At 54.4% G+C, this 17,703-nt stretch carries 18 protein-coding genes; 7 read left to right on the forward strand and 11 right to left on the reverse strand.

Annotation, left to right across the window (positions count from 1 at the left end; genetic code table 11):
• The first annotated feature begins 34 nt into the window (after nucleotides 1-34).
• Together putA and GFC06_RS19215 are read left to right on the forward strand one after the other, a co-directional pair.
• Entirely contained in the window at nucleotides 35-3,997 is a 3,963-nt protein-coding gene (gene putA / locus GFC06_RS19210; RefSeq protein WP_153690532.1) for a trifunctional transcriptional regulator/proline dehydrogenase/L-glutamate gamma-semialdehyde dehydrogenase, read from the forward strand.
• 775 nt (nucleotides 3,998-4,772) lie between these two features.
• Nucleotides 4,773-5,168, forward strand: a complete 396-nt coding sequence (locus GFC06_RS19215) for a lysozyme inhibitor LprI family protein (protein ID WP_153690533.1) — start codon at nucleotides 4,773-4,775, stop codon at nucleotides 5,166-5,168.
• Here GFC06_RS19215 and rutR read toward each other — a convergent pair.
• From rutR to GFC06_RS19230, 3 genes are all read right to left on the reverse strand, one after another.
• Nucleotides 5,165-5,803, reverse strand: coding sequence for an HTH-type transcriptional regulator RutR (gene rutR, locus GFC06_RS19220; RefSeq protein ID WP_016156165.1), 639 nt, complete (start codon nucleotides 5,801-5,803; stop codon nucleotides 5,165-5,167). The genes GFC06_RS19215 and rutR overlap by 4 nt on opposite strands.
• A 58-nt stretch (nucleotides 5,804-5,861) precedes the next feature.
• The gene (locus GFC06_RS19225; RefSeq protein WP_153690534.1) at nucleotides 5,862-6,776 is read right to left on the reverse strand and encodes a DMT family transporter; all 915 of its coding nucleotides are present in this window, start codon (nucleotides 6,774-6,776) and stop codon (nucleotides 5,862-5,864) included.
• Nucleotides 6,777-6,941: 165 nt separating this feature from the next.
• On the reverse strand, nucleotides 6,942-7,115 hold the full coding sequence (locus tag GFC06_RS19230) for a con-10 family general stress protein (protein ID WP_003036022.1): 174 nt from the start codon (nucleotides 7,113-7,115) through the stop codon (nucleotides 6,942-6,944).
• 386 nt (nucleotides 7,116-7,501) lie between these two features.
• On the opposite strand from GFC06_RS19230, the gene wrbA reads away from it, so the two are divergent.
• Both wrbA and GFC06_RS19240 read left to right on the forward strand, forming a co-directional pair.
• Entirely contained in the window at nucleotides 7,502-8,098 is a 597-nt protein-coding gene (wrbA, locus tag GFC06_RS19235; protein WP_003832057.1) for an NAD(P)H:quinone oxidoreductase, read from the forward strand.
• Between the two features lie 20 nt (nucleotides 8,099-8,118).
• The gene (locus GFC06_RS19240) at nucleotides 8,119-8,346 is read left to right on the forward strand and encodes a YccJ family protein (protein WP_016152581.1); all 228 of its coding nucleotides are present in this window, start codon (nucleotides 8,119-8,121) and stop codon (nucleotides 8,344-8,346) included.
• Between the two features lie 38 nt (nucleotides 8,347-8,384).
• On the opposite strand, the gene agp is transcribed toward GFC06_RS19240, so the two are convergent.
• From agp to GFC06_RS19280, 8 genes are all read right to left on the reverse strand, one after another.
• Entirely contained in the window at nucleotides 8,385-9,626 is a 1,242-nt protein-coding gene (gene agp, locus GFC06_RS19245; protein WP_115190720.1) for a bifunctional glucose-1-phosphatase/inositol phosphatase, read from the reverse strand.
• Nucleotides 9,627-9,713: 87 nt separating this feature from the next.
• Complete coding sequence (locus GFC06_RS19250; protein WP_049283240.1) at nucleotides 9,714-10,421, reverse strand: ArsR/SmtB family transcription factor; 708 nt, start codon at nucleotides 10,419-10,421, stop codon at nucleotides 9,714-9,716.
• Between the two features lie 69 nt (nucleotides 10,422-10,490).
• Nucleotides 10,491-11,246, reverse strand: a complete 756-nt coding sequence (locus tag GFC06_RS19255; RefSeq protein WP_049271386.1) for a sulfite exporter TauE/SafE family protein — start codon at nucleotides 11,244-11,246, stop codon at nucleotides 10,491-10,493.
• Nucleotides 11,247-11,379: 133 nt separating this feature from the next.
• Nucleotides 11,380-11,886, reverse strand: a complete 507-nt coding sequence (locus GFC06_RS19260) for a protein disulfide oxidoreductase (protein WP_016152577.1) — start codon at nucleotides 11,884-11,886, stop codon at nucleotides 11,380-11,382.
• Nucleotides 11,876-12,499, reverse strand: a complete 624-nt coding sequence (locus GFC06_RS19265) for a DsbA family protein (RefSeq protein ID WP_153690535.1) — start codon at nucleotides 12,497-12,499, stop codon at nucleotides 11,876-11,878. Before GFC06_RS19265 ends, GFC06_RS19260 begins: the two co-directional genes overlap by 11 nt.
• Entirely contained in the window at nucleotides 12,496-14,376 is a 1,881-nt protein-coding gene (locus GFC06_RS19270) for a protein-disulfide reductase DsbD family protein (protein ID WP_153690536.1), read from the reverse strand. Before GFC06_RS19270 ends, GFC06_RS19265 begins: the two co-directional genes overlap by 4 nt.
• Before the next feature lie 48 nt (nucleotides 14,377-14,424).
• A complete protein-coding gene (locus GFC06_RS19275; RefSeq protein ID WP_103766121.1) occupies nucleotides 14,425-14,787 on the reverse strand; it encodes a copper resistance protein in 363 nt (120 codons plus the stop codon).
• 70 nt (nucleotides 14,788-14,857) lie between these two features.
• Nucleotides 14,858-15,262 carry a VOC family protein gene (locus tag GFC06_RS19280; protein WP_103766120.1) on the reverse strand — a complete coding sequence of 135 codons (405 nt, stop codon included), beginning with the start codon at nucleotides 15,260-15,262 and terminating at the stop codon, nucleotides 14,858-14,860.
• A gap of 397 nt (nucleotides 15,263-15,659) precedes the next feature.
• On the opposite strand from GFC06_RS19280, the gene dsbA reads away from it, so the two are divergent.
• The 3 genes from dsbA to cbpM all read left to right on the forward strand — a co-directional run bounded on the left by dsbA (nucleotide 15,660) and on the right by cbpM (nucleotide 17,703).
• On the forward strand, nucleotides 15,660-16,283 hold the full coding sequence (dsbA, locus tag GFC06_RS19285; RefSeq protein ID WP_016156157.1) for a thiol:disulfide interchange protein DsbA: 624 nt from the start codon (nucleotides 15,660-15,662) through the stop codon (nucleotides 16,281-16,283).
• 206 nt (nucleotides 16,284-16,489) lie between these two features.
• On the forward strand, nucleotides 16,490-17,410 hold the full coding sequence (gene cbpA / locus GFC06_RS19290; protein WP_016152571.1) for a curved DNA-binding protein: 921 nt from the start codon (nucleotides 16,490-16,492) through the stop codon (nucleotides 17,408-17,410).
• Nucleotides 17,410-17,703 (forward strand): chaperone modulator CbpM, encoded by a 294-nt coding sequence (cbpM, locus tag GFC06_RS19295; protein WP_153690537.1) that lies wholly within the window; start codon nucleotides 17,410-17,412, stop codon nucleotides 17,701-17,703. Before cbpA ends, cbpM begins: the two co-directional genes overlap by 1 nt.

The following is a 17,703-nucleotide window of genomic DNA, read 5'->3' on the forward strand; positions in this document are numbered from 1 at the left end:
AGACCCGTATTTCAGTACAACAGGAGTAAACGGCATGGGAACCACCACGATGGGGGTTAAGCTGGATGACGCCACTCGCGAGCGTATTAAAACAGCAGCATCACGAATCGATCGCACGCCACATTGGCTGATCAAACAAGCCATTTTTAATTATCTCGAAAGACTGGAAAATGACGACGCGCTTCCTGAACTACCGGCCCTGCTGGCGGGTGCTGCGAATGAGGGCGATGAGTCGACCACGTTGCAAAATGAAGCGCATCAGCCTTTCCTGGAATTTGCTGAACAGATCCTGCCGCAGTCAGTTTCCCGCGCGGCAATCACCGCTGCTTACCGCCGCGCCGAAACTGACGCCGTACCGATGCTGATGGAGCAGGCTCGTCTGCCGCAGCCTATCGCCGAGCAGGCGCATAAGCTGGCATACGATCTGGCAGACAAACTACGTAACCAGAAGACCGCTAGCGGTCGCGCCGGGATGGTACAAGGTTTATTGCAGGAATTCTCCCTTTCTTCACAGGAAGGCGTCGCGCTGATGTGTCTGGCCGAAGCCTTGCTGCGTATTCCAGATAAAGCGACCCGCGATGCGTTAATCCGCGACAAGATCAGCAACGGTAACTGGCAGTCGCACATTGGCCGCAGCCCGTCTCTGTTCGTCAACGCGGCGACCTGGGGGCTGTTGTTTACCGGTCGTCTGGTTTCTACGCATAACGAAGCCAGCCTCTCACGCTCACTCAACCGTATTATCGGCAAGAGCGGTGAGCCGCTGGTGCGTAAAGGCGTCGACATGGCCATGCGCTTGATGGGCGAGCAGTTTGTCACCGGGGAGACCATTGCTGAAGCGCTGGCTAACGCGCGTAAACTGGAAGAAAAAGGCTTCCGTTACTCCTATGACATGCTGGGCGAAGCGGCCCTGACCGCCGCCGATGCACAGGCTTATATGGTTTCGTACCAGCAGGCGATCCACGCCATTGGTAAGGCCTCTAACGGGCGCGGTATCTACGAAGGGCCAGGTATTTCTATCAAGCTGTCGGCACTGCATCCGCGTTACAGCCGTGCGCAGTACGATCGCGTGATGGATGAACTCTATCCTCGTCTGAAATCGCTTACTCTGCTGGCACGTCAGTACGACATCGGCATTAATATCGACGCCGAAGAGGCTGACCGACTGGAGATCTCCCTCGATCTGCTGGAAAAACTGTGCTTTGAACCCGAACTGGCAGGCTGGAACGGGATCGGTTTTGTTATCCAGGCCTACCAGAAGCGCTGCCCGTATGTTATCGACTATCTGATTGACGTCGCCACGCGCAGCCGCCGCCGCCTGATGATCCGTCTGGTTAAGGGCGCCTACTGGGATAGCGAAATTAAACGTGCCCAGATGGACGGTCTGGAAGGTTATCCGGTCTACACCCGTAAGGTGTACACCGACGTTTCTTACCTGGCCTGTGCGAAAAAACTGCTTGCCGTACCGAATCTGATCTACCCGCAGTTCGCCACCCACAACGCCCATACGCTGGCGGCGATTTATCAGTTAGCCGGTCAAAACTACTATCCGGGTCAGTACGAATTCCAGTGCCTGCACGGCATGGGCGAACCGCTGTATGAGCAGGTCACCGGCAAAGTTGCGGATGGCAAACTGAACCGTCCATGCCGCATTTATGCACCGGTCGGCACGCACGAAACGCTGCTGGCGTACCTGGTGCGTCGTCTGCTGGAAAACGGCGCCAACACCTCGTTCGTCAACCGCATTGCCGACACGACCCTGCCGCTGGATGAACTGGTTGCCGATCCGGTCGAGGCTGTTGAAAAACTGGCGCAGCAAGAAGGTCAGGCCGGTTTGCCGCATCCGAAGATTGCCCTGCCGCGTGATCTGTACGGTAAAGGCCGCGAAAACTCAGGCGGGCTGGATTTAGCTAACGAACATCGTCTGGCCTCGCTGTCCTCTGCCCTGCTCAACAGCGCGCTACAAAAATGGCACGCTAAACCCATTCTGGAGCACCCGGTTGCTGACGGCGAAATGACGCCAGTCGTTAACCCAGCCGAGCCGAAAGACATTGTCGGTTACGTGCGTGAGGCGACTCACGCTGAAGTAGAACAGGCGTTACAGAACGCAGCGAATAACGCGCCGATCTGGTTCGCCACACCGCCACAAGAGCGCGCCGCCATTTTGCATCGTGCCGCCGTTCTGATGGAAGGTCAGATGCAGCAGTTGATTGGCATCCTGGTACGCGAAGCGGGTAAAACCTTCAGCAACGCCATTGCGGAAGTACGCGAAGCGGTAGACTTCCTGCATTATTATGCCGGTCAGGTTCGCGATGATTTCGATAATGAAACCCATCGACCATTAGGACCGGTGGTTTGTATCAGCCCATGGAACTTCCCGCTGGCCATTTTCACCGGGCAGATTGCCGCCGCGCTGGCGGCGGGTAACAGCGTGCTGGCAAAACCGGCGGAACAAACCCCGTTAATTGCCGCCCAGGGCATCGCTATTTTGCTCGAAGCGGGTGTACCGCCGGGCGTGGTGCAACTGTTGCCTGGTCAGGGTGAAACCGTCGGGGCGCAGCTCACTTCCGATGAGCGCGTACGCGGCGTCATGTTTACCGGCTCAACGGAAGTCGCCACGCTGTTGCAACGCAATATTGCCACCCGCCTTGATGCTCAGGGGCGTCCAATCCCGCTTATCGCCGAAACCGGTGGGATGAACGCAATGATTGTCGACTCCTCCGCGTTGACGGAACAGGTCGTGGTCGACGTTCTGGCTTCAGCGTTTGACAGCGCCGGACAGCGCTGCTCCGCGCTGCGCGTCCTGTGTCTGCAGGACGATGTAGCCGACCATACGCTGAAAATGCTGCGCGGCGCGATGGCGGAATGTCGCATGGGTAATCCAGGTCGCCTGACCACGGATATTGGGCCGGTAATTGATGAAGAAGCCAAAACCAATATTGAGCGCCATATTCAGGCCATGCGCGCCAAAGGACGCCCGGTGTTTCAGGCCGTGCGCGAAAACAGCGACGATGCGCGTGAATGGCAAACCGGTACCTTTATTGCTCCGACGCTGATCGAGCTGGAAAGCTTCGACGAATTACAAAAAGAGGTGTTTGGTCCGGTACTGCACGTCGTGCGCTACACCCGTAACAATCTGGGCAACCTGATTGAGCAAATTAATGCCTCCGGCTACGGCCTGACGCTGGGCGTACACACTCGTATCGATGAAACCATCGCCCAGGTCACAGGATCGGCACACGTGGGGAACCTGTACGTTAACCGCAATATGGTCGGTGCCGTTGTCGGCGTGCAGCCATTCGGTGGCGAAGGCTTGTCTGGTACAGGGCCAAAAGCAGGTGGACCGCTGTATCTGTATCGCCTGCTGGCTAACCGCCCGGAAAATGCGTTAGGCATTACGCTTGCCCGTCAGGATGCAGACTACCCGGTCGATGCGCAGCTTAAAGCTGCACTCGTTCAGCCGCTGGAAGCACTCAGCGAATGGGCAACCGATCGACCCTCGCTGCATGCGCTCTGCCAGCAGTTTGGCGAACTGGCGCAGGCCGGTACTCAGCGTCTGCTGCCAGGACCCACTGGCGAGCGGAATACCTGGACGCTGTTGCCGCGTGAACGCGTACTGTGTATCGCCGATGATGAACAGGACGCGCTGGTACAGGTTGCCGCTGTGGCTTCCGTTGGTAGCTTAATCCTGTGGCCAGATGATGCGTTCCATCGTGAACTGGCAAAACGTCTGCCAGCCGCCGTCTCCGGGCGCATCCAGTTTGCCAAAGCGGACAACATCACCACGCAGCCGTTTGATGCCGTTATTTTCCACGGCGATTCCGATCAACTGCGTTCACTGTGCGAAGCGGTAGCTGCCCGCGAAGGGGCGATTGTCTCAGTCCAGGGCTTTGCCCGTGGCGAAAGCAATATTCTGCTGGAGAGGCTGTACATTGAACGCTCCCTGAGCGTCAATACCGCCGCTGCCGGGGGGAACGCCAGCCTGATGACAATCGGCTAAGGTTGTGGTTAATTAAGGCTCCGGTTAGGGGGTAATGCCTGTCAATTAAGCATTACGGCGAACATGTGATTTCGGCTCAGGGTTCCGTTCACCTCAGTGGTATCACTTTTCTGAGGCTCAGACACCCGTGAACGTGCAAGAGAGGCTCACCGCCGCCTCCCTTGCATCCCTGGCTCCCGGCGGGAAAATCGTCGCTGCGCGATTCATTCGTCTTATGCCGTCTGCCTTCGGGTCGGGGCCGGGCCTGCGTCCCTGCAGGCCGCCCCCTCTGCCCGCATCCCTGCGGGCAGACCCGGTCAGCCGTCAACACCTCATCGATTTTCAGCCGGAACGGGGTCATCGCTGCAACGCACTGACTTCCAGTTAACTCTGTTTTGCTGTTCAGATAAAAAACGCAGGTGGCCAGGTGTGGGCTGGTCCGGCTGAAAATTGCCGACGTGTTTCCGTAAGGCCGGGAGAACCCGCAGGGATGCGGGTTCAGGGCGCGTTTTACAGGGAAGTTTCCTCGCGCCCGGCCCGGTAGCCTGGAGGAATAAACGGAGGGGACCACGAAGTGGCAATTTTCCCGCCGGGAGCCGGGATTGTTAAGGGTACGGCGATAGTACCCTTAACACGTTCACAGGGAGGATCGTTTCAGAGAAGTGACAAACATAAGGTGAACGTAGCAATATACCGGAGGCAACAGATTCATTACCTCCGTATGTGCCACTCATCCTCGTTAACTGACAAGCATGACTCCGGTAACGGAGCCTTTTTTATGAAGCCAGAGGGAAGCATGAAACGAATCGTACTGACATGTGCAGCGCTGCTGTTGAGCGGCCAGGCGCTGGCGGATGACTGCGCCAACGCGAACACTCAGATTGAGATGAACACCTGTGCGGCAGAGCAGTTTAAGGCGGCCGACACCAAACTTAATGACACTTATCAGAATGCGCTTAAGCGCGCCGCCCCAACCCAGCGCGATTTACTGAAAAAAGCGCAAATCGCATGGATAACCCTGCGCGATGCGGACTGCGCGTTAATCAGTTCCGGCACCGAAGGCGGTAGCGTCCAGGCGATGATTTCCAGCCAGTGTCTGACGGATAAAACCAACGAGCGTGAAGCGTTTCTCGCCTCACTTTTGCAGTGTGAAGAGGGCGATTTAAGCTGTCCGTTACCGCCTGCCAGTTAACGCACGCGGATCCCTTCAATAATCATCCGCTGCACGCTCTCCACCGTTTGGTTAAAAAAGGCTTCATCACGCAGCGTTGCGCCCGTTACCGCCTCAACCTGTGGGGCAAAGTCGGCGTAGTGCTGGGTTGAAGCCCAAATCATAAAAATCAGATGATGCGGATCGACCGGAGCCAGTTTCCCACTTTTGATCCAACCGGCAATCAGCGCCGATTTCTCATCAATTAGCGTTTTGAGATCGCCAGTTAATTCAGCCATCAATAAAGGCGCACCTGCCAGCATCTCCATACAAAATAGCCGTGAAGCCTGAGGGTAATCGCGCGACACTTCCAGCTTAAGGCGAATGTATTCTTTAATGGCCACCAGCGGCGCAAAGTCTTCGCGAAAAGCCTTCAACGGAGCCAGCCAGACGTCGAGGATTTGCCGCAAAACGGCAATATAGAGCACCTCTTTTGACGGGAAGTAATAAAGCAGATTCGTTTTTGACACACCCGCCTGCTCAGCGACCTGTTCGAGACGCGTGCCGTGGATCCCATATTGGGAGAAGATATTTAATGCCGCGGTTAATATGGCCTGGCGTTTTGCACTGACGGCCTGCGAGCGCTTACCTGTTTTTTTCTCTGCGCGTTGGACCATGCGCCCTCTCCTTCTTGTGAGGGCGTCAGCATACCAAATCACGCGGTGAATGGTTAAATTAAAGCGACTCCGGCGGTGCCTCTTGCACTACCCCTTTTTTCTTTTTGAACTTCAGTTCGCTGACCAGCACGCCAACAATAATGAATGCTGCGCCGAGCAAAGCCAGTAGCGGTAAGCGTTCCCCCGCCAGGCGACCAAAGATCCCCGCCCACACCGGCTCACCGGTATAAATGACCGTCGCGCGCGTCGGCGAAACGCTGCGCTGTGCCCAGTTCATGGTGACCTGAATAATCGCACTGAAAATCCCCAACCCCAGCGCCACCACCAGCAATCCCGTAGACATCGGTGGTACGGACTCTCCGGCCGGTCCCATCGCAATAAACGCCACTATCGAAGCGGTTGCCAGTTGTACCACCGTTACCCGCCGCACATCCACTTTTCCCGCCCACGCGCTAATCAGGATAATTTCTGCCGCAATCGCCACCGCGCCGGCGAGTGTGATCCACTCTCCTTCGCCTAAAGCCAGCAAATTGCCTCCTGGTCCGGCGAGAAAAATCAACCCGATAAAGGCCAGCACAATGCCGACACACGGCATCAGGCCGGGCATACGCCCCAGACACAGCCATTGTAAAAGCGGGACCAACGGCACATACATCGCGGTAATAAACGCCGATTTACTGCTGGGAATAAACTGTAGCCCCCAGGTTTGCAGACTATAGCCCAACGCAATTGCGATACCGATCGCAACGCCTGCTTTGACTTCCAGCCACGTCAGTTTATGCAATGTGCGTAGTGACAAAAGCGCGACCGCCAGCGCAGCGGTGGCAAAACGCACGCCGACAAAGAAAAAAGGTCCGCTCAGGGTAACGGCATATTGCACGGCCAAAAACGTGCCACCCCAGAACATAGTGATCACAATAAGGATCGCTTCCTGAGGTTTAACAGAGAAGGAATAACGAGAAAGTAATGACATGAGACACCCGATTAACTGAATGTCGTTAGTCTGCGTTGCGTTTTGTTACAGTTCAACCTTGCAGACAAAAAAAACCGCCGGAAGAAACCGGCGGCGGTGGGTGGCTACGTAACGTCTGACTCTGATCTTCAGCCGTCACGGCATATCTGACAGCTAGCCCGGCAATTACGATTTGTTGTTGCCGTGGCTATTTTTGCCCCCTTTTTTGCCTGCCTCTGAAGCGCGTTGCGGGTCATTCTTAAAATTGCCCCCGCTGTGCTGGCCACCTTTTCGACCTGCTTCTGATGCTCTTTCGCGATCTTCCGCAAAGTTGCCGGAACCGCCTCGATGGTTTGCCATTACTGACCTCCGTCATTGATTAGACATCATATTGCATAGGTACTGAGGAGTGATACCTCACGCAGCGTTACGGGCGATACCCTGAAAATAACTGCGTGGGATTAAGCATAGTGAAGCGTGGCCTGAGCAGCCGCTAACTGTAATATCCTGCAACAGGATTGGCGGTGATAGAGAAATAATCACAGCGAGAAATCAATAAGTCTTTCTTATGACTACCAAATTCCACCCGGTTAAATATGTATCATTTTGCAACAAGAGAAGTTGTTATAAAAATTGTTATAAATCAAAGAAGTGATTGTGAAATTTGCACTCCTGACAGTACGTCATATCTTTAAAGGTAGGTAGCGAGTCGCTACGGACACGGTTAACTCGAGGAGTAGTGTAAAATGGCAAAAGTTCTGGTGCTTTATTATTCCATGTACGGACACATTGAAACTATGGCCCATGCAGTCGCAGAAGGCGCAAATAAGGTAGATGGCGCGGAAGTGATTATTAAGCGCGTACCAGAGACCATGCAGCCGGAGATTTTCCTCAAAGCTGGCGGCAAAACACAAAACGCACCAGTCGCAACCCCGCAAGAACTGGCAGATTACGATGCCATTATTTTTGGTACCCCCACACGCTTTGGCAATATGTCCGGTCAGATGCGCACCTTCCTCGACCAGACTGGCGGGCTGTGGGCTTCAGGCGGCCTGTACGGCAAACTCGCCAGCGTATTCAGCTCGACAGGAACCGGCGGCGGTCAGGAACAAACCATTACATCAACCTGGACTACGCTTGCTCACCATGGGATGGTGATTGTGCCTATCGGTTACGCGGCGCAAGAGCTGTTTGATGTTTCTCAAGTTCGCGGCGGTACCCCTTACGGCGCAACCACCATCGCCGGAGGCGACGGCTCACGCCAGCCAAGTCAGGAAGAATTATCTATCGCCCGCTATCAGGGTGAATATGTCGCAGGTCTGGCAGTAAAACTCAACGGCTAATCTTCAACAGGAGGATTCGAATGCCAACTCAAGAAGCGAAAGCCCATCGCGTCGGCGAATGGGCAAGTCTGCGCAATACATCGCCGGAAATAGCCGAAGCCATTTTTGAAGTCGCGCATTATGACGAGAAACTGGCGGAAAAAATTTGGGAAGAAGGTAGCGACGAGGTGCTCATCAAAGCCTTTAAGAAAACAGACAAAGATTCGCTCTTTTGGGGTGAACAGACTATCGAACGCAAAAACGTCTAGCGCTCAGACTCCCCCGCGAACACGGGGGAGTTTTTCTTTTACTTAGCCGCCTCATTCAACACGCTGTCGAACTTATCTATCGGGCAAAAGCCATCCGCATCTATCGGACACCCTTTCAGCTCCAGCGTTACGCGCTGCGCCGGGGATTTCAGGGTCAGAACGTCTGCATTACGCAACTGCTGTGAGCTCTGATACACGTACTCGATTTTCATCAGATCACGATTCGCGTTGCTGTCATGCCAGCGCTGGAAGACAATCTTCCCGCCAATCGGCGTACGCTCGTTCTGATCGTGAAGCTGGTACGGTTTGAAATCCAGCGCGGTGAGCAGCGATGCGATGTTTGAGTCATGCCCCACCAGCACGGTTATTTTTGGCGCTTTTACGCGTTCAGTAACCAGCGCATTATCAATATACTTCACCAGCGGTTTGGCGACGTTCTGCGCCACTTCCGGGGAGGTGAACAGGCTGTCCTGATAGCCATTTTTCAGCTTCGACAGAACCTTCCACTGTTGATCGGATTTAATCTCGCCCCAGGCGACCTTGTCCATCGGGAAGCCTTCGTAATATTGCAGCGTGAAGGCATCAACCAGCGAATTCCCGACCTTCAGCGGCCCCGAAACCCCAGGCTCCTGCTGGTATTTCGCGCTAAACGTATCTTTGGCATCGGTCAGGGAACACTGCTGTTTTTCTTTGCAGGACGGAGAGTCTTTGTAGTCGGTCATTTGCTCAAGCAACTGATAGCTGTCGTTGAGCTGCATTTGGCTACGCTCTTTCTCCATTGCCTGAACCGCCTGCTGGCTGAAGGCGGCGGAATCATCGGTGATCACCGGGTTAAAGGTGGGATCCATGGTGCCCATTTTTTCCTGATGATGGACCGGGACGTCGCAACCCGGGAAAGCACCGGTGACAAAGAACTGCGCCGTCGCGACCGTACGCTGCAGGCTGTTAGCATAGGTATAGACCGTACCCGGCGCCGGACATTCGCCCGATTTCACCATCCCCTGCTCTGCCAGCCACTCTCGCATATAGTGGCCCATATAGATTTCCAGCACGCCGCCTTTGGTGGTGAGTTGTCCGCCGGGGACATCCCATTCTGGCCATTGTTTGGGGGTGGACTGCTCAAGAACACTGCCATTATTGGCTAAAGGTGCGCGTAAGTTATGCCGACTCATCATCAATACTTGCTGAAGCTGATAGCCTTCCGGCGCGGTCTGCGCCTGCGCGGCGGTTGACACTAATACAGCCCCTGCCACGGCTGCGGCGATTAACGATTTATTCATCCCTACGACCTCTTGTTGTTATCAATCACAACAGAGTGTGACAGAAATATGACATATTTCCCGGAACGCTTTCGCAAAACGAACCATCTACGGTGTCGTTTTAATACCGAACTCGGTTTCTAATTTGCGAATGCCAAGCGGGGTGAAGGTGACGCGGCGACCACTCAGCTCCGTTTTTATCCATCGTTTTTCAATCAGCCAGCGTAGCAGCGATGCGCCAAGCACGCCGCCGGGATGGTAACGTCGTTCACTCCAGTCCAGACAACCACAGGTTAATTTCCGCCGCGATGCGCTCGCAGCCAGGACAATCCCCATTTGTGCCAGTTTTTCCTGCCCAAGAGAGGTCAGCGTTTCACCATCCGGCGTTAACCACTGACGGGAAACCAGCGTATCGAACAGCCTCACCGCCACCTCGCCAGCGAGATGATCGTAGCAGGTTCGGGCATGTCGTAAGCCTGCCGGCGTCGTGATTTTTCGTGGCGTTGATGTAGCCCACGCCACGCCCATCAGACGCTCCAGCAGTTCAGCGATATCGGAGCCTGCAAGGCGAAAATAACGATGCCTGCCCTGCGCGAGCGCCACAACAAAACGTTGTTCGCACAGACGCGCCAGATGCGCACTGGCGGTCGACGCTGATACATCCGCCACTGCGCTGAGCTCGGTCGCGGTCCAGGCGCGGCCATCCATCAGGGCGCACAACATTCGCGAGCGCGATTTATCGGCCATCGCCGCCGCGGTGAGCGCCATTCGCGACTCCAGAGCGCCCTCTTCCTCACTTAACATCACTGATGCCATAGCGACCTCTTTGACCCTGAATGTCTGAATTAACGATGCCATGAATGCGTTCTAAAGTCACCGCACAGGTCACACCGCACGCAGCATCATCTCGATACCCAACCCGACCAAACAAAACAGAAAACAGCGTTTAAACACGAGCGGAGAAATAACCCGTCGTACACGGGTTCCTAACCACTGACCAATCAGCGCAGGAACAATGGCCAAAGCCGATAAGCTCAACGACTGTACGGGCAGCGCGTTGTGCCACCACAGACCAAGCGCCAAAGCCAATGTCGAAAACGTAAAAGAGATCCCGAGCGCCTGAACCAGTTCATCTTTCTCAAAACCCAATGACTGGATCCAGGGCACGGCGGGCATCACAAATACACCGGTTCCGCCAGTCAATAAGCCCGTAACAAATCCTATGACGAGGGAGTACGGTTTTTCATGCTGCGGAGCCACTGCGATTTTCTTTCCGGCCAGCGTCCAGATAGCGTAAGCCACCAGCGCCACGCCGAGCGCAAACTGGGTACGGGTGGTATCGCCGCCGGTAATCCAGGCGCTGGCAAACAGTGTCGCCACCACCACCGTCAATAACATTGGCCACAGTCGTTTGACTAATTGACGCGTATTTCCGCCACCGCCAAACTGAAACAGATTGCTAATCAGCGAAGGCAACAGCAGCATGGCCGCCGCCGCAACCGGCGAAATAAGCGATCCGAGGATCCCCATAGCCACGGTGGGCAATCCCATACCAGTGACGCCTTTTACCATCCCGGCGAGGACAAACGTGGCGGCAATCATCATCACCAGAGCGGGCCCAAACGCTAACGAACTCGTCATGCTGCACTTTCCTGAAAAAGAGAAGATGACCCATTCTGGACGTTAATCGCGGTGCTCGCTTCGCCAGGCAACGAAATATGTCTTCCCGCTTACGGGTCATAATATAAAAATGCCGGGTTTCCCCGGCACATTATCAGAACGTTTTTGCCCACCACAGCCGAAGCTTCATGCCCCAGTAGCTGGTCCAGCCGCTGGTTGTTGACACCACCCGACCTTGTGACACTACCACCAGCGTGGGCGTGACGCTAATCGCCCAACTGCGGGAGATTGCCCCGTTCGCATCATTGATGACCGGAAAGTCCACGCCTTTACGCGACAGCCAACGAGACACCTCAGCTTCACTGCCGGAGCGTAACGCAATGGTCATCACGTTTTCCCCTTCCGAACGCAGCCTGGCGACTTCCGGCGTTGTGAAGCGGCAAACGCCGCACCAGCTCGCCCAGAAATAAAGCAGCACCGGCTCGTCTTTGCTGAGCGCCGCCAGCGTGACGGTTTCACCATCCAGCGTTTGCAAAGGCGTGCTGTCAAAAGAGCCAGGGAGCTGCGGCGCGCGCCAGACATCCATCAGCAGCATCGCCCCTGCCAACAGCGCCAGTAAGATCAGCCCTTCGCGCAGCCAGCGGCGCAGTTTACTGAGCATTGGCCGCCGCCAGCTTTTCTTTGACCACTTCCTCAAGGGTTTCCCACGGCACCGCACCGGGAATAAGCTCATCACCAATAATCGTTGCGGGGGTGCCCTGCACGCCCACCAGTCGCGCCAGTTGCAGGTTAGTACTTAGCGTTTCAGCACTTTGGGCATCCAGCGTCACCGGACTGGCTCCCGATTTTTCCTGCGCCTGTTTGATACTGATGTCGGTATGGTAACCCTTTTTCTGCATCAGTTTTTCATGTAGCGCCAGAAACTGCTGCGGATGCTCAAGCCAGGTAGTCAGCACGGTCCGCGCCGCCAGTTCCGAACTTTCCCCTTTAAACGGCAGCGGTTTAATCACTACCGCCACGTCAGGATATTTCTGCACAATTTTTTCCAGCATGGGATCCAGTTGCTTGCAGTACGGGCAGTTGTAATCGGTGAAGTTTATCAGGGTCAGTTTCGCCTGCTTAGCGCCAATCCGCGGGCTGTTGGGATCGTTAAACAGGGCCTCCTGGATTAATGCTTCAATTTGCTTTTCCTGTTCCGGTGTAAACGGTGCAGGCTCTTTCGCTACGCTGACGGCAGAAAACAGGGTTAACAGCAGAAAAATCATTATTTTCATGGGGTTACTCCTTTGGCGTCGGTCAACGTTTGCAATACCGCATCGCGGGTCAACAACGTTGGTAACGCCTGGCCTTCCGGCAGACCGGGGCCATAAATTTGGTTATATGGCACAGCAACCTGGCCGCGTTTTTTCAGAAATTCGGTGATGGCTTCAGAAGGGAGCGTCCAGTCGCCGCGCAGCGCCACTACATCCGGCTGTTGCAAAGCGGCCTGTACGTCATCTTTATGCAACACGTTGTATTTGTTGACCTTACAAGTGATGCACCAGTCGGCAGTGACGTCAATGAACACTCGCTTATGTTGCGCCAGCGCATCCTCAATCGCCTGCTCGCTAAGCGGTTGCCAGTTCACGCTTTCTTTAGCGCTAGCGTGTCCGGCCAGCCCTAAATGTGGGAGCAGCAACGTCGCAAGCCAGATAGCCGAACCCAGCATCATGACACCGAGAAGACGCCGCAAACTATTCATCCAGCGTCCCGGACGCGGCAAACGCAGCGCCAGACCGGGACGCAGAGCCACCAGCAGCCACGGCAAGCTCATCCCCAGGCCAAGTGCGATAAACAGTCCCCACAACGTTGGCAGCGAAGCGGTCAATGCCACCGCTACCGCTGTTCCCAGAAACGGGGCGCTGCACGGCGTGGCAAGCAGGGTCGCAAATGCGCCTTGCCAGAAATGTCCCGACAAGCCGTTGCCACCGCGAGTCGCCAGCGTGGTGGTCATCGCCGAAGGCAGGCGGAATTCAAACCACCCGAACAGGCTGGCGCTGAATGTCAGCATCACCACGACCATGACGCCAATGAACCACGGGTTCTGAAACTGGATCCCCCAGCCCAGCGCCTGATTGGTTAAACGTAGCACTGTCATCAATAGCGCCAGGGCCATAAAGGAGACCAGGATCCCGGCTACCGATGCGAGGAACTGACGGCGGATCTGGCGACGGCTTTTTTCCTCAACCAGCAAAATAGAGCCCAGTTTCATGCCGAGAACCGGTAACACACAGGGCATCAGGTTGAGGATCAAACCGCCCAGCAGCGCCATTAGCACCACCTGCCACAATGGGAGTGAGGCGTTCTCAATAACCGGGGCTTCGCCAATCGCAAGACGACTTTCCTGGGCAACACCGTTATCTGCCAGCACCAGCGTGACCGACTTACCGCGTAAATCCGGCGCGCCTTCCCCCCAACCGTCATGAACGGGTACCGTGGCGCGTAACGTCTCACCTGCGACGTGAATTTGCGGCATGCCAAAATCAGCATCATCAACGGCGTCCAGATACAGCCCAGGCGCAGTCCAGCCTTCCGCGCGGTGAGCCTCGACGACCAGCTCGCCGGCCCGTGCGCCAGCGCGCAAAGTATCGGTCAGGCCGCTGGCAAGCGGGATCTGCCCCATTGCCTGCGCATAGTCATGCGCAAAAGTCGGGTCCTGGGTCGTGGAGGTCACGGAAAAAGGAAAATCCGTCAACAGGCAAACGTTGCTACAGGTGGATAGCGTCAAAACACCGCTAAGCGTGGCGGGCGATCTGCCGCGCACAACCATCGGGAACGTCACATTATCGTGATAGCCCTGGGTCGTGATATTAGCGACCTCAAAGCGTGCAGGGGTTGGCCAGAACCAGTCGACCGCAGGCATTTCCCCTTGCCAGGCGATAGATGGCGCGACGCCTCCCTCGCCCGGCGAACGCCAGTAGGTTTTCCAGCCGTCCTCCAGTTTAACATCCAGCAACAGACGAGTTTCGCCGCCTGAGGACGTATCAGCGCGTAACCGCACACTGGCGTGATCGTTATCGGGTGAACGCAGCCAGCCGGGTTCAGCCGCCCAGGATACGGGCAGCCATAGCAATAACAGACAGAGCAGCGCCTGCCTGAAAACAGTCATCATATATTTTCTCCGTGAATAATTATCTAACAGTCAGCAACGGCTGTTCTGTCATTCACGGAAGACGCAAAATCGCAGATGTACCCTTAGCGTGGGCGGCGAGATGGCTCGCGGTGGGAAAAAAGGCAGACGAAACGCCCGCACTGGCGCCAGCAGCGACAGTAGCAGACACAGCACCAGAATAGCGCCTTCGAACAGTACCGGGGGCGCCGCCAGTAATGACTTCGCGCTCAGTTCACAAGGGGTAACGGACGAGGCCTCATCGGTCTGAGCTTGTCCGCTTACGACCACGCTTGTGGCAACGGTGTCCATCTGCAACGCGTGCAGGCCCGCCATGCGTTGTGCGGTGCAAACCATCACCACAACACATGCCAGACAGAGGAACCACCATCCCATCCGTTGACGTTTCGCCATTATACCCTCACTGATTGATGCGAGTTATCTTAACCACTCACCAGGTTTTGGCAACCTTTGCGCTGTAAAGTTATGTCCTGTCATCAGCAGGATATACCGCGATTTCAATCAGATTGAGATCGGGATCTCTGACATAAACCGAGCGAATCGGTCCCATCGCACCGGTTCGTGCAACCGGTCCCTCAACAATATCGACCCCGTGCGTTTGAAACGTGGCAATCACCTCTTCCAGCGCACGCGTGGTGATAAAACACAAATCCAGCGCCCCCGGCGTTGGCGCGTGAGCTTTGGGTTCAAACTCTTTTCCCCGAATGTGGAGGTTAATTTTCTGATTGCCAAAGACGAAGGCTTTCCGCCCTTGCGCGAAGGTTTCCAGCCTCATCCCTAAAAGTTCGACATAAAAATGAACGCATGCCTCTTCATTATTGGAGGTCAATACCAGATGATCCAGGTGGTCAATCATAGCGATATCCATTTTGGTTGCTCATCACTGACACTTACCCTATTCATTCAAACGCTACAAGAAAAAGAAAATCTTACGGCTGCGTTGACAGAACATAGCGCAACGCGTTGCTGCTCACGTTTTATAAATTAAATGATAATTAATCATATTTTCGTTTTTATTTATTACAATATAACATTGCCAAAATAATTACGAAAATATCACGGAAGTGATCATTCACTATTTACGAAGAGTACCAAAGGATATTCGCAGAACAGTACATAAATACTGTCCCGCTACGTATTGATGCGTAAATGAAAGTAAGGGTCAGCGCATTTTTAGGTGATTATCGTATTATAGCCCGACGCAATGAAGAGCGTATTCATTCGCAGAAAATTTGTTTATTGAATGTTATTTAGAGTATATGGAAATGAAAAAATATTTATTACCCCTGATTGGGTTACTTTTTACCGTTAGCGCTCAGGCAGCACCATTTACCGACGGCAAAGAGTTTATCTCACTGGAAAAACCCGTCGCTTCAGCCCCGGCAGCGCTGAAGTTTTTCTCGTTCTATTGTCCTTCCTGCTATCAGTACGATGAAGTTTTTGAAATCACTGATAACGTGAAAAAAGTTTTGCCTGCTGACGTCAAACTCACCGAATACCACGTCGACTTTTTAGGCCCTCTGGGGCAAGACATGACGCACGCCTGGTCCGTCGCCATGCTGTTGAACGTGCAAGATAAAGTTAAACCGTTGCTTTTTGATGCCGTGCAGAAAAAACAAACCATTAAATCGGCGGACGATATTCGTAACGTATTTATCAGCGCGGGCGTCAGTGCCAGTGATTATGATGCCGCATGGAATAGTTTTGCCGTAAAATCACTAACCGCCAAACAGCAAGAAATGGCTAAAGCTGTAGATTTAACCGGGGTGCCCGCCATTTTTATCAACGGTAAATATATGATCAATCCGAAAGGACTGAAATCTGATGACCTTAACGCGTTCGTACAAAACTATGCTGATACGGTCCGCTTCCTGATCACTAAATCCTGATGTTTAGCTAATCTCACTATTCGCACCACACAACAGACGCCATAACGTTAAAAAGCGCTGTTGGTGGTGCAATGCCCGCATCGTTTATAGCAATATCCTCCCTTCCCGGTTGGCATTCTCCGTTATCAGGATTACCCTAAACTTAGCGGTGATACCTGTTGTCAGGGTTCACCTTCTGCAAGTGTTGATTTACACGAGAGAACGCTATGGAATTAAAGGATTATTACGCCATTATGGGCGTGAAACCGACAGACGATCTCAAGACAATCAAGACCGCCTATCGTCGACTCGCCCGTAAATATCATCCTGATGTCAGCAAAGAGACTGACGCGGAGGCCCGGTTTAAAGAGGTTGCTGAAGCCTGGGAAGTCCTGAGTGATGAACAGCGACGCGCCGAGTACGACCAGTTGTGGCAGCACCGCAACGACCCACAGTTCAACCGTCAATTCCAACAAGGAGAGAATCAACGCTATAACGCCGAAGATTTCGACGATATCTTCTCCTCCATTTTTGGTCAGCATGCGCAACAGTCTCGCCAGCGTCATGCCAGCCGCGGGCACGATATTGAAATTGAAGTCGCCGTATTCCTCGAAGAAACGCTTACTGAGCATAGCCGCACGATCAGTTACACCCTGCCGGTTTACAATGCGTTCGGCATGGTCGAACGTGAAATTCCTAAAACGTTGAATGTGAAAATTCCGGCTGGCGTCGGTAACGGTCAGCGTATTCGTCTGAAAGGCCAGGGCACCCCCGGTGAAAACGGCGGGCCAAACGGTGATTTGTGGCTGGTGATTCATATCGCGCCACATCCGCTGTTCGATATCGTTAATCAGGATCTGGAAGTGGTCGTTCCCCTGGCGCCGTGGGAAGCCGCGCTGGGCGCGAAAGTAACCGTTCCGACGTTAAAAGAGAGCATCCTGCTGACCATTCCTGCGGGCAGCCAGGCCGGGCAGCGGTTACGCATTAAGGGCAAAGGTCTGGTAAGTAAAAAACATACCGGCGATTTGTATGCGGTGATCAAAATCGTCATGCCGCCGAAACCTGACGACGCCAGCGCCGCCCTGTGGCAGCAACTGGCGGATGCACAAAAGACCTTTGATCCGCGCAAAGAGTGGGGGAAAGCATAATGGCTAACGTCACCGTCACCTTTACCATTACCGAGTTTTGTCTGTACACCGGTGTGTCAGAAGAAGAGCTACATGAGATTGTCGGCTTAGGGGTGATAGAACCTCATGAAGACGAGACTTTTGACGATCATGCGCTGAACTTCATGCGTCGCGCGATACGCCTGCGTCAGGAGCTGGAACTTGACTGGCCGGGAATTGCCGTTGCGCTGACATTGCTGGAAGAGAACGCTCAACTGCGGCAGGAAAACCGCCTGCTGCGCCAGCGATTGTCTCGCTTTATCAGCCATCCTTAG

This window comes from Citrobacter braakii, assembly GCF_009648935.1.
GTDB classification, from domain to species: domain Bacteria; phylum Pseudomonadota; class Gammaproteobacteria; order Enterobacterales; family Enterobacteriaceae; genus Citrobacter; species Citrobacter braakii.

Bases quoted from the DNA above. Each gene is read 5' to 3' on its own strand.
- GFC06_RS19230 (WP_003036022.1), bottom strand. From the start codon at position 7,115: ATGGCAAACCATCGAGGCGGTTCCGGCAACTTTGCGGAAGATCGCGAA.
- GFC06_RS19240 (WP_016152581.1), top strand. From the start codon at position 8,119: ATGCCAACTCAAGAAGCGAAAGCCCATCGCGTCGGCGAATGGGCAAGT.
- GFC06_RS19265 (WP_153690535.1), bottom strand. From the start codon at position 12,499: ATGAAAATAATGATTTTTCTGCTGTTAACCCTGTTTTCTGCCGTCAGC.
- putA (WP_153690532.1), top strand. From the start codon at position 35: ATGGGAACCACCACGATGGGGGTTAAGCTGGATGACGCCACTCGCGAG.
- agp (WP_115190720.1), bottom strand. From the start codon at position 9,626: ATGAATAAATCGTTAATCGCCGCAGCCGTGGCAGGGGCTGTATTAGTG.
- GFC06_RS19225 (WP_153690534.1), bottom strand. From the start codon at position 6,776: ATGTCATTACTTTCTCGTTATTCCTTCTCTGTTAAACCTCAGGAAGCG.
- GFC06_RS19280 (WP_103766120.1), bottom strand. From the start codon at position 15,262: ATGGATATCGCTATGATTGACCACCTGGATCATCTGGTATTGACCTCC.
- GFC06_RS19275 (WP_103766121.1), bottom strand. From the start codon at position 14,787: ATGGCGAAACGTCAACGGATGGGATGGTGGTTCCTCTGTCTGGCATGT.
- rutR (WP_016156165.1), bottom strand. From the start codon at position 5,803: ATGGTCCAACGCGCAGAGAAAAAAACAGGTAAGCGCTCGCAGGCCGTC.
- wrbA (WP_003832057.1), top strand. From the start codon at position 7,502: ATGGCAAAAGTTCTGGTGCTTTATTATTCCATGTACGGACACATTGAA.
- GFC06_RS19215 (WP_153690533.1), top strand. From the start codon at position 4,773: ATGAAACGAATCGTACTGACATGTGCAGCGCTGCTGTTGAGCGGCCAG.
- dsbA (WP_016156157.1), top strand. From the start codon at position 15,660: ATGAAAAAATATTTATTACCCCTGATTGGGTTACTTTTTACCGTTAGC.
- GFC06_RS19255 (WP_049271386.1), bottom strand. From the start codon at position 11,246: ATGACGAGTTCGTTAGCGTTTGGGCCCGCTCTGGTGATGATGATTGCC.
- GFC06_RS19270 (WP_153690536.1), bottom strand. From the start codon at position 14,376: ATGATGACTGTTTTCAGGCAGGCGCTGCTCTGTCTGTTATTGCTATGG.
- cbpA (WP_016152571.1), top strand. From the start codon at position 16,490: ATGGAATTAAAGGATTATTACGCCATTATGGGCGTGAAACCGACAGAC.
- cbpM (WP_153690537.1), top strand. From the start codon at position 17,410: ATGGCTAACGTCACCGTCACCTTTACCATTACCGAGTTTTGTCTGTAC.
- GFC06_RS19250 (WP_049283240.1), bottom strand. From the start codon at position 10,421: ATGGCATCAGTGATGTTAAGTGAGGAAGAGGGCGCTCTGGAGTCGCGA.
- GFC06_RS19260 (WP_016152577.1), bottom strand. From the start codon at position 11,886: ATGCTCAGTAAACTGCGCCGCTGGCTGCGCGAAGGGCTGATCTTACTG.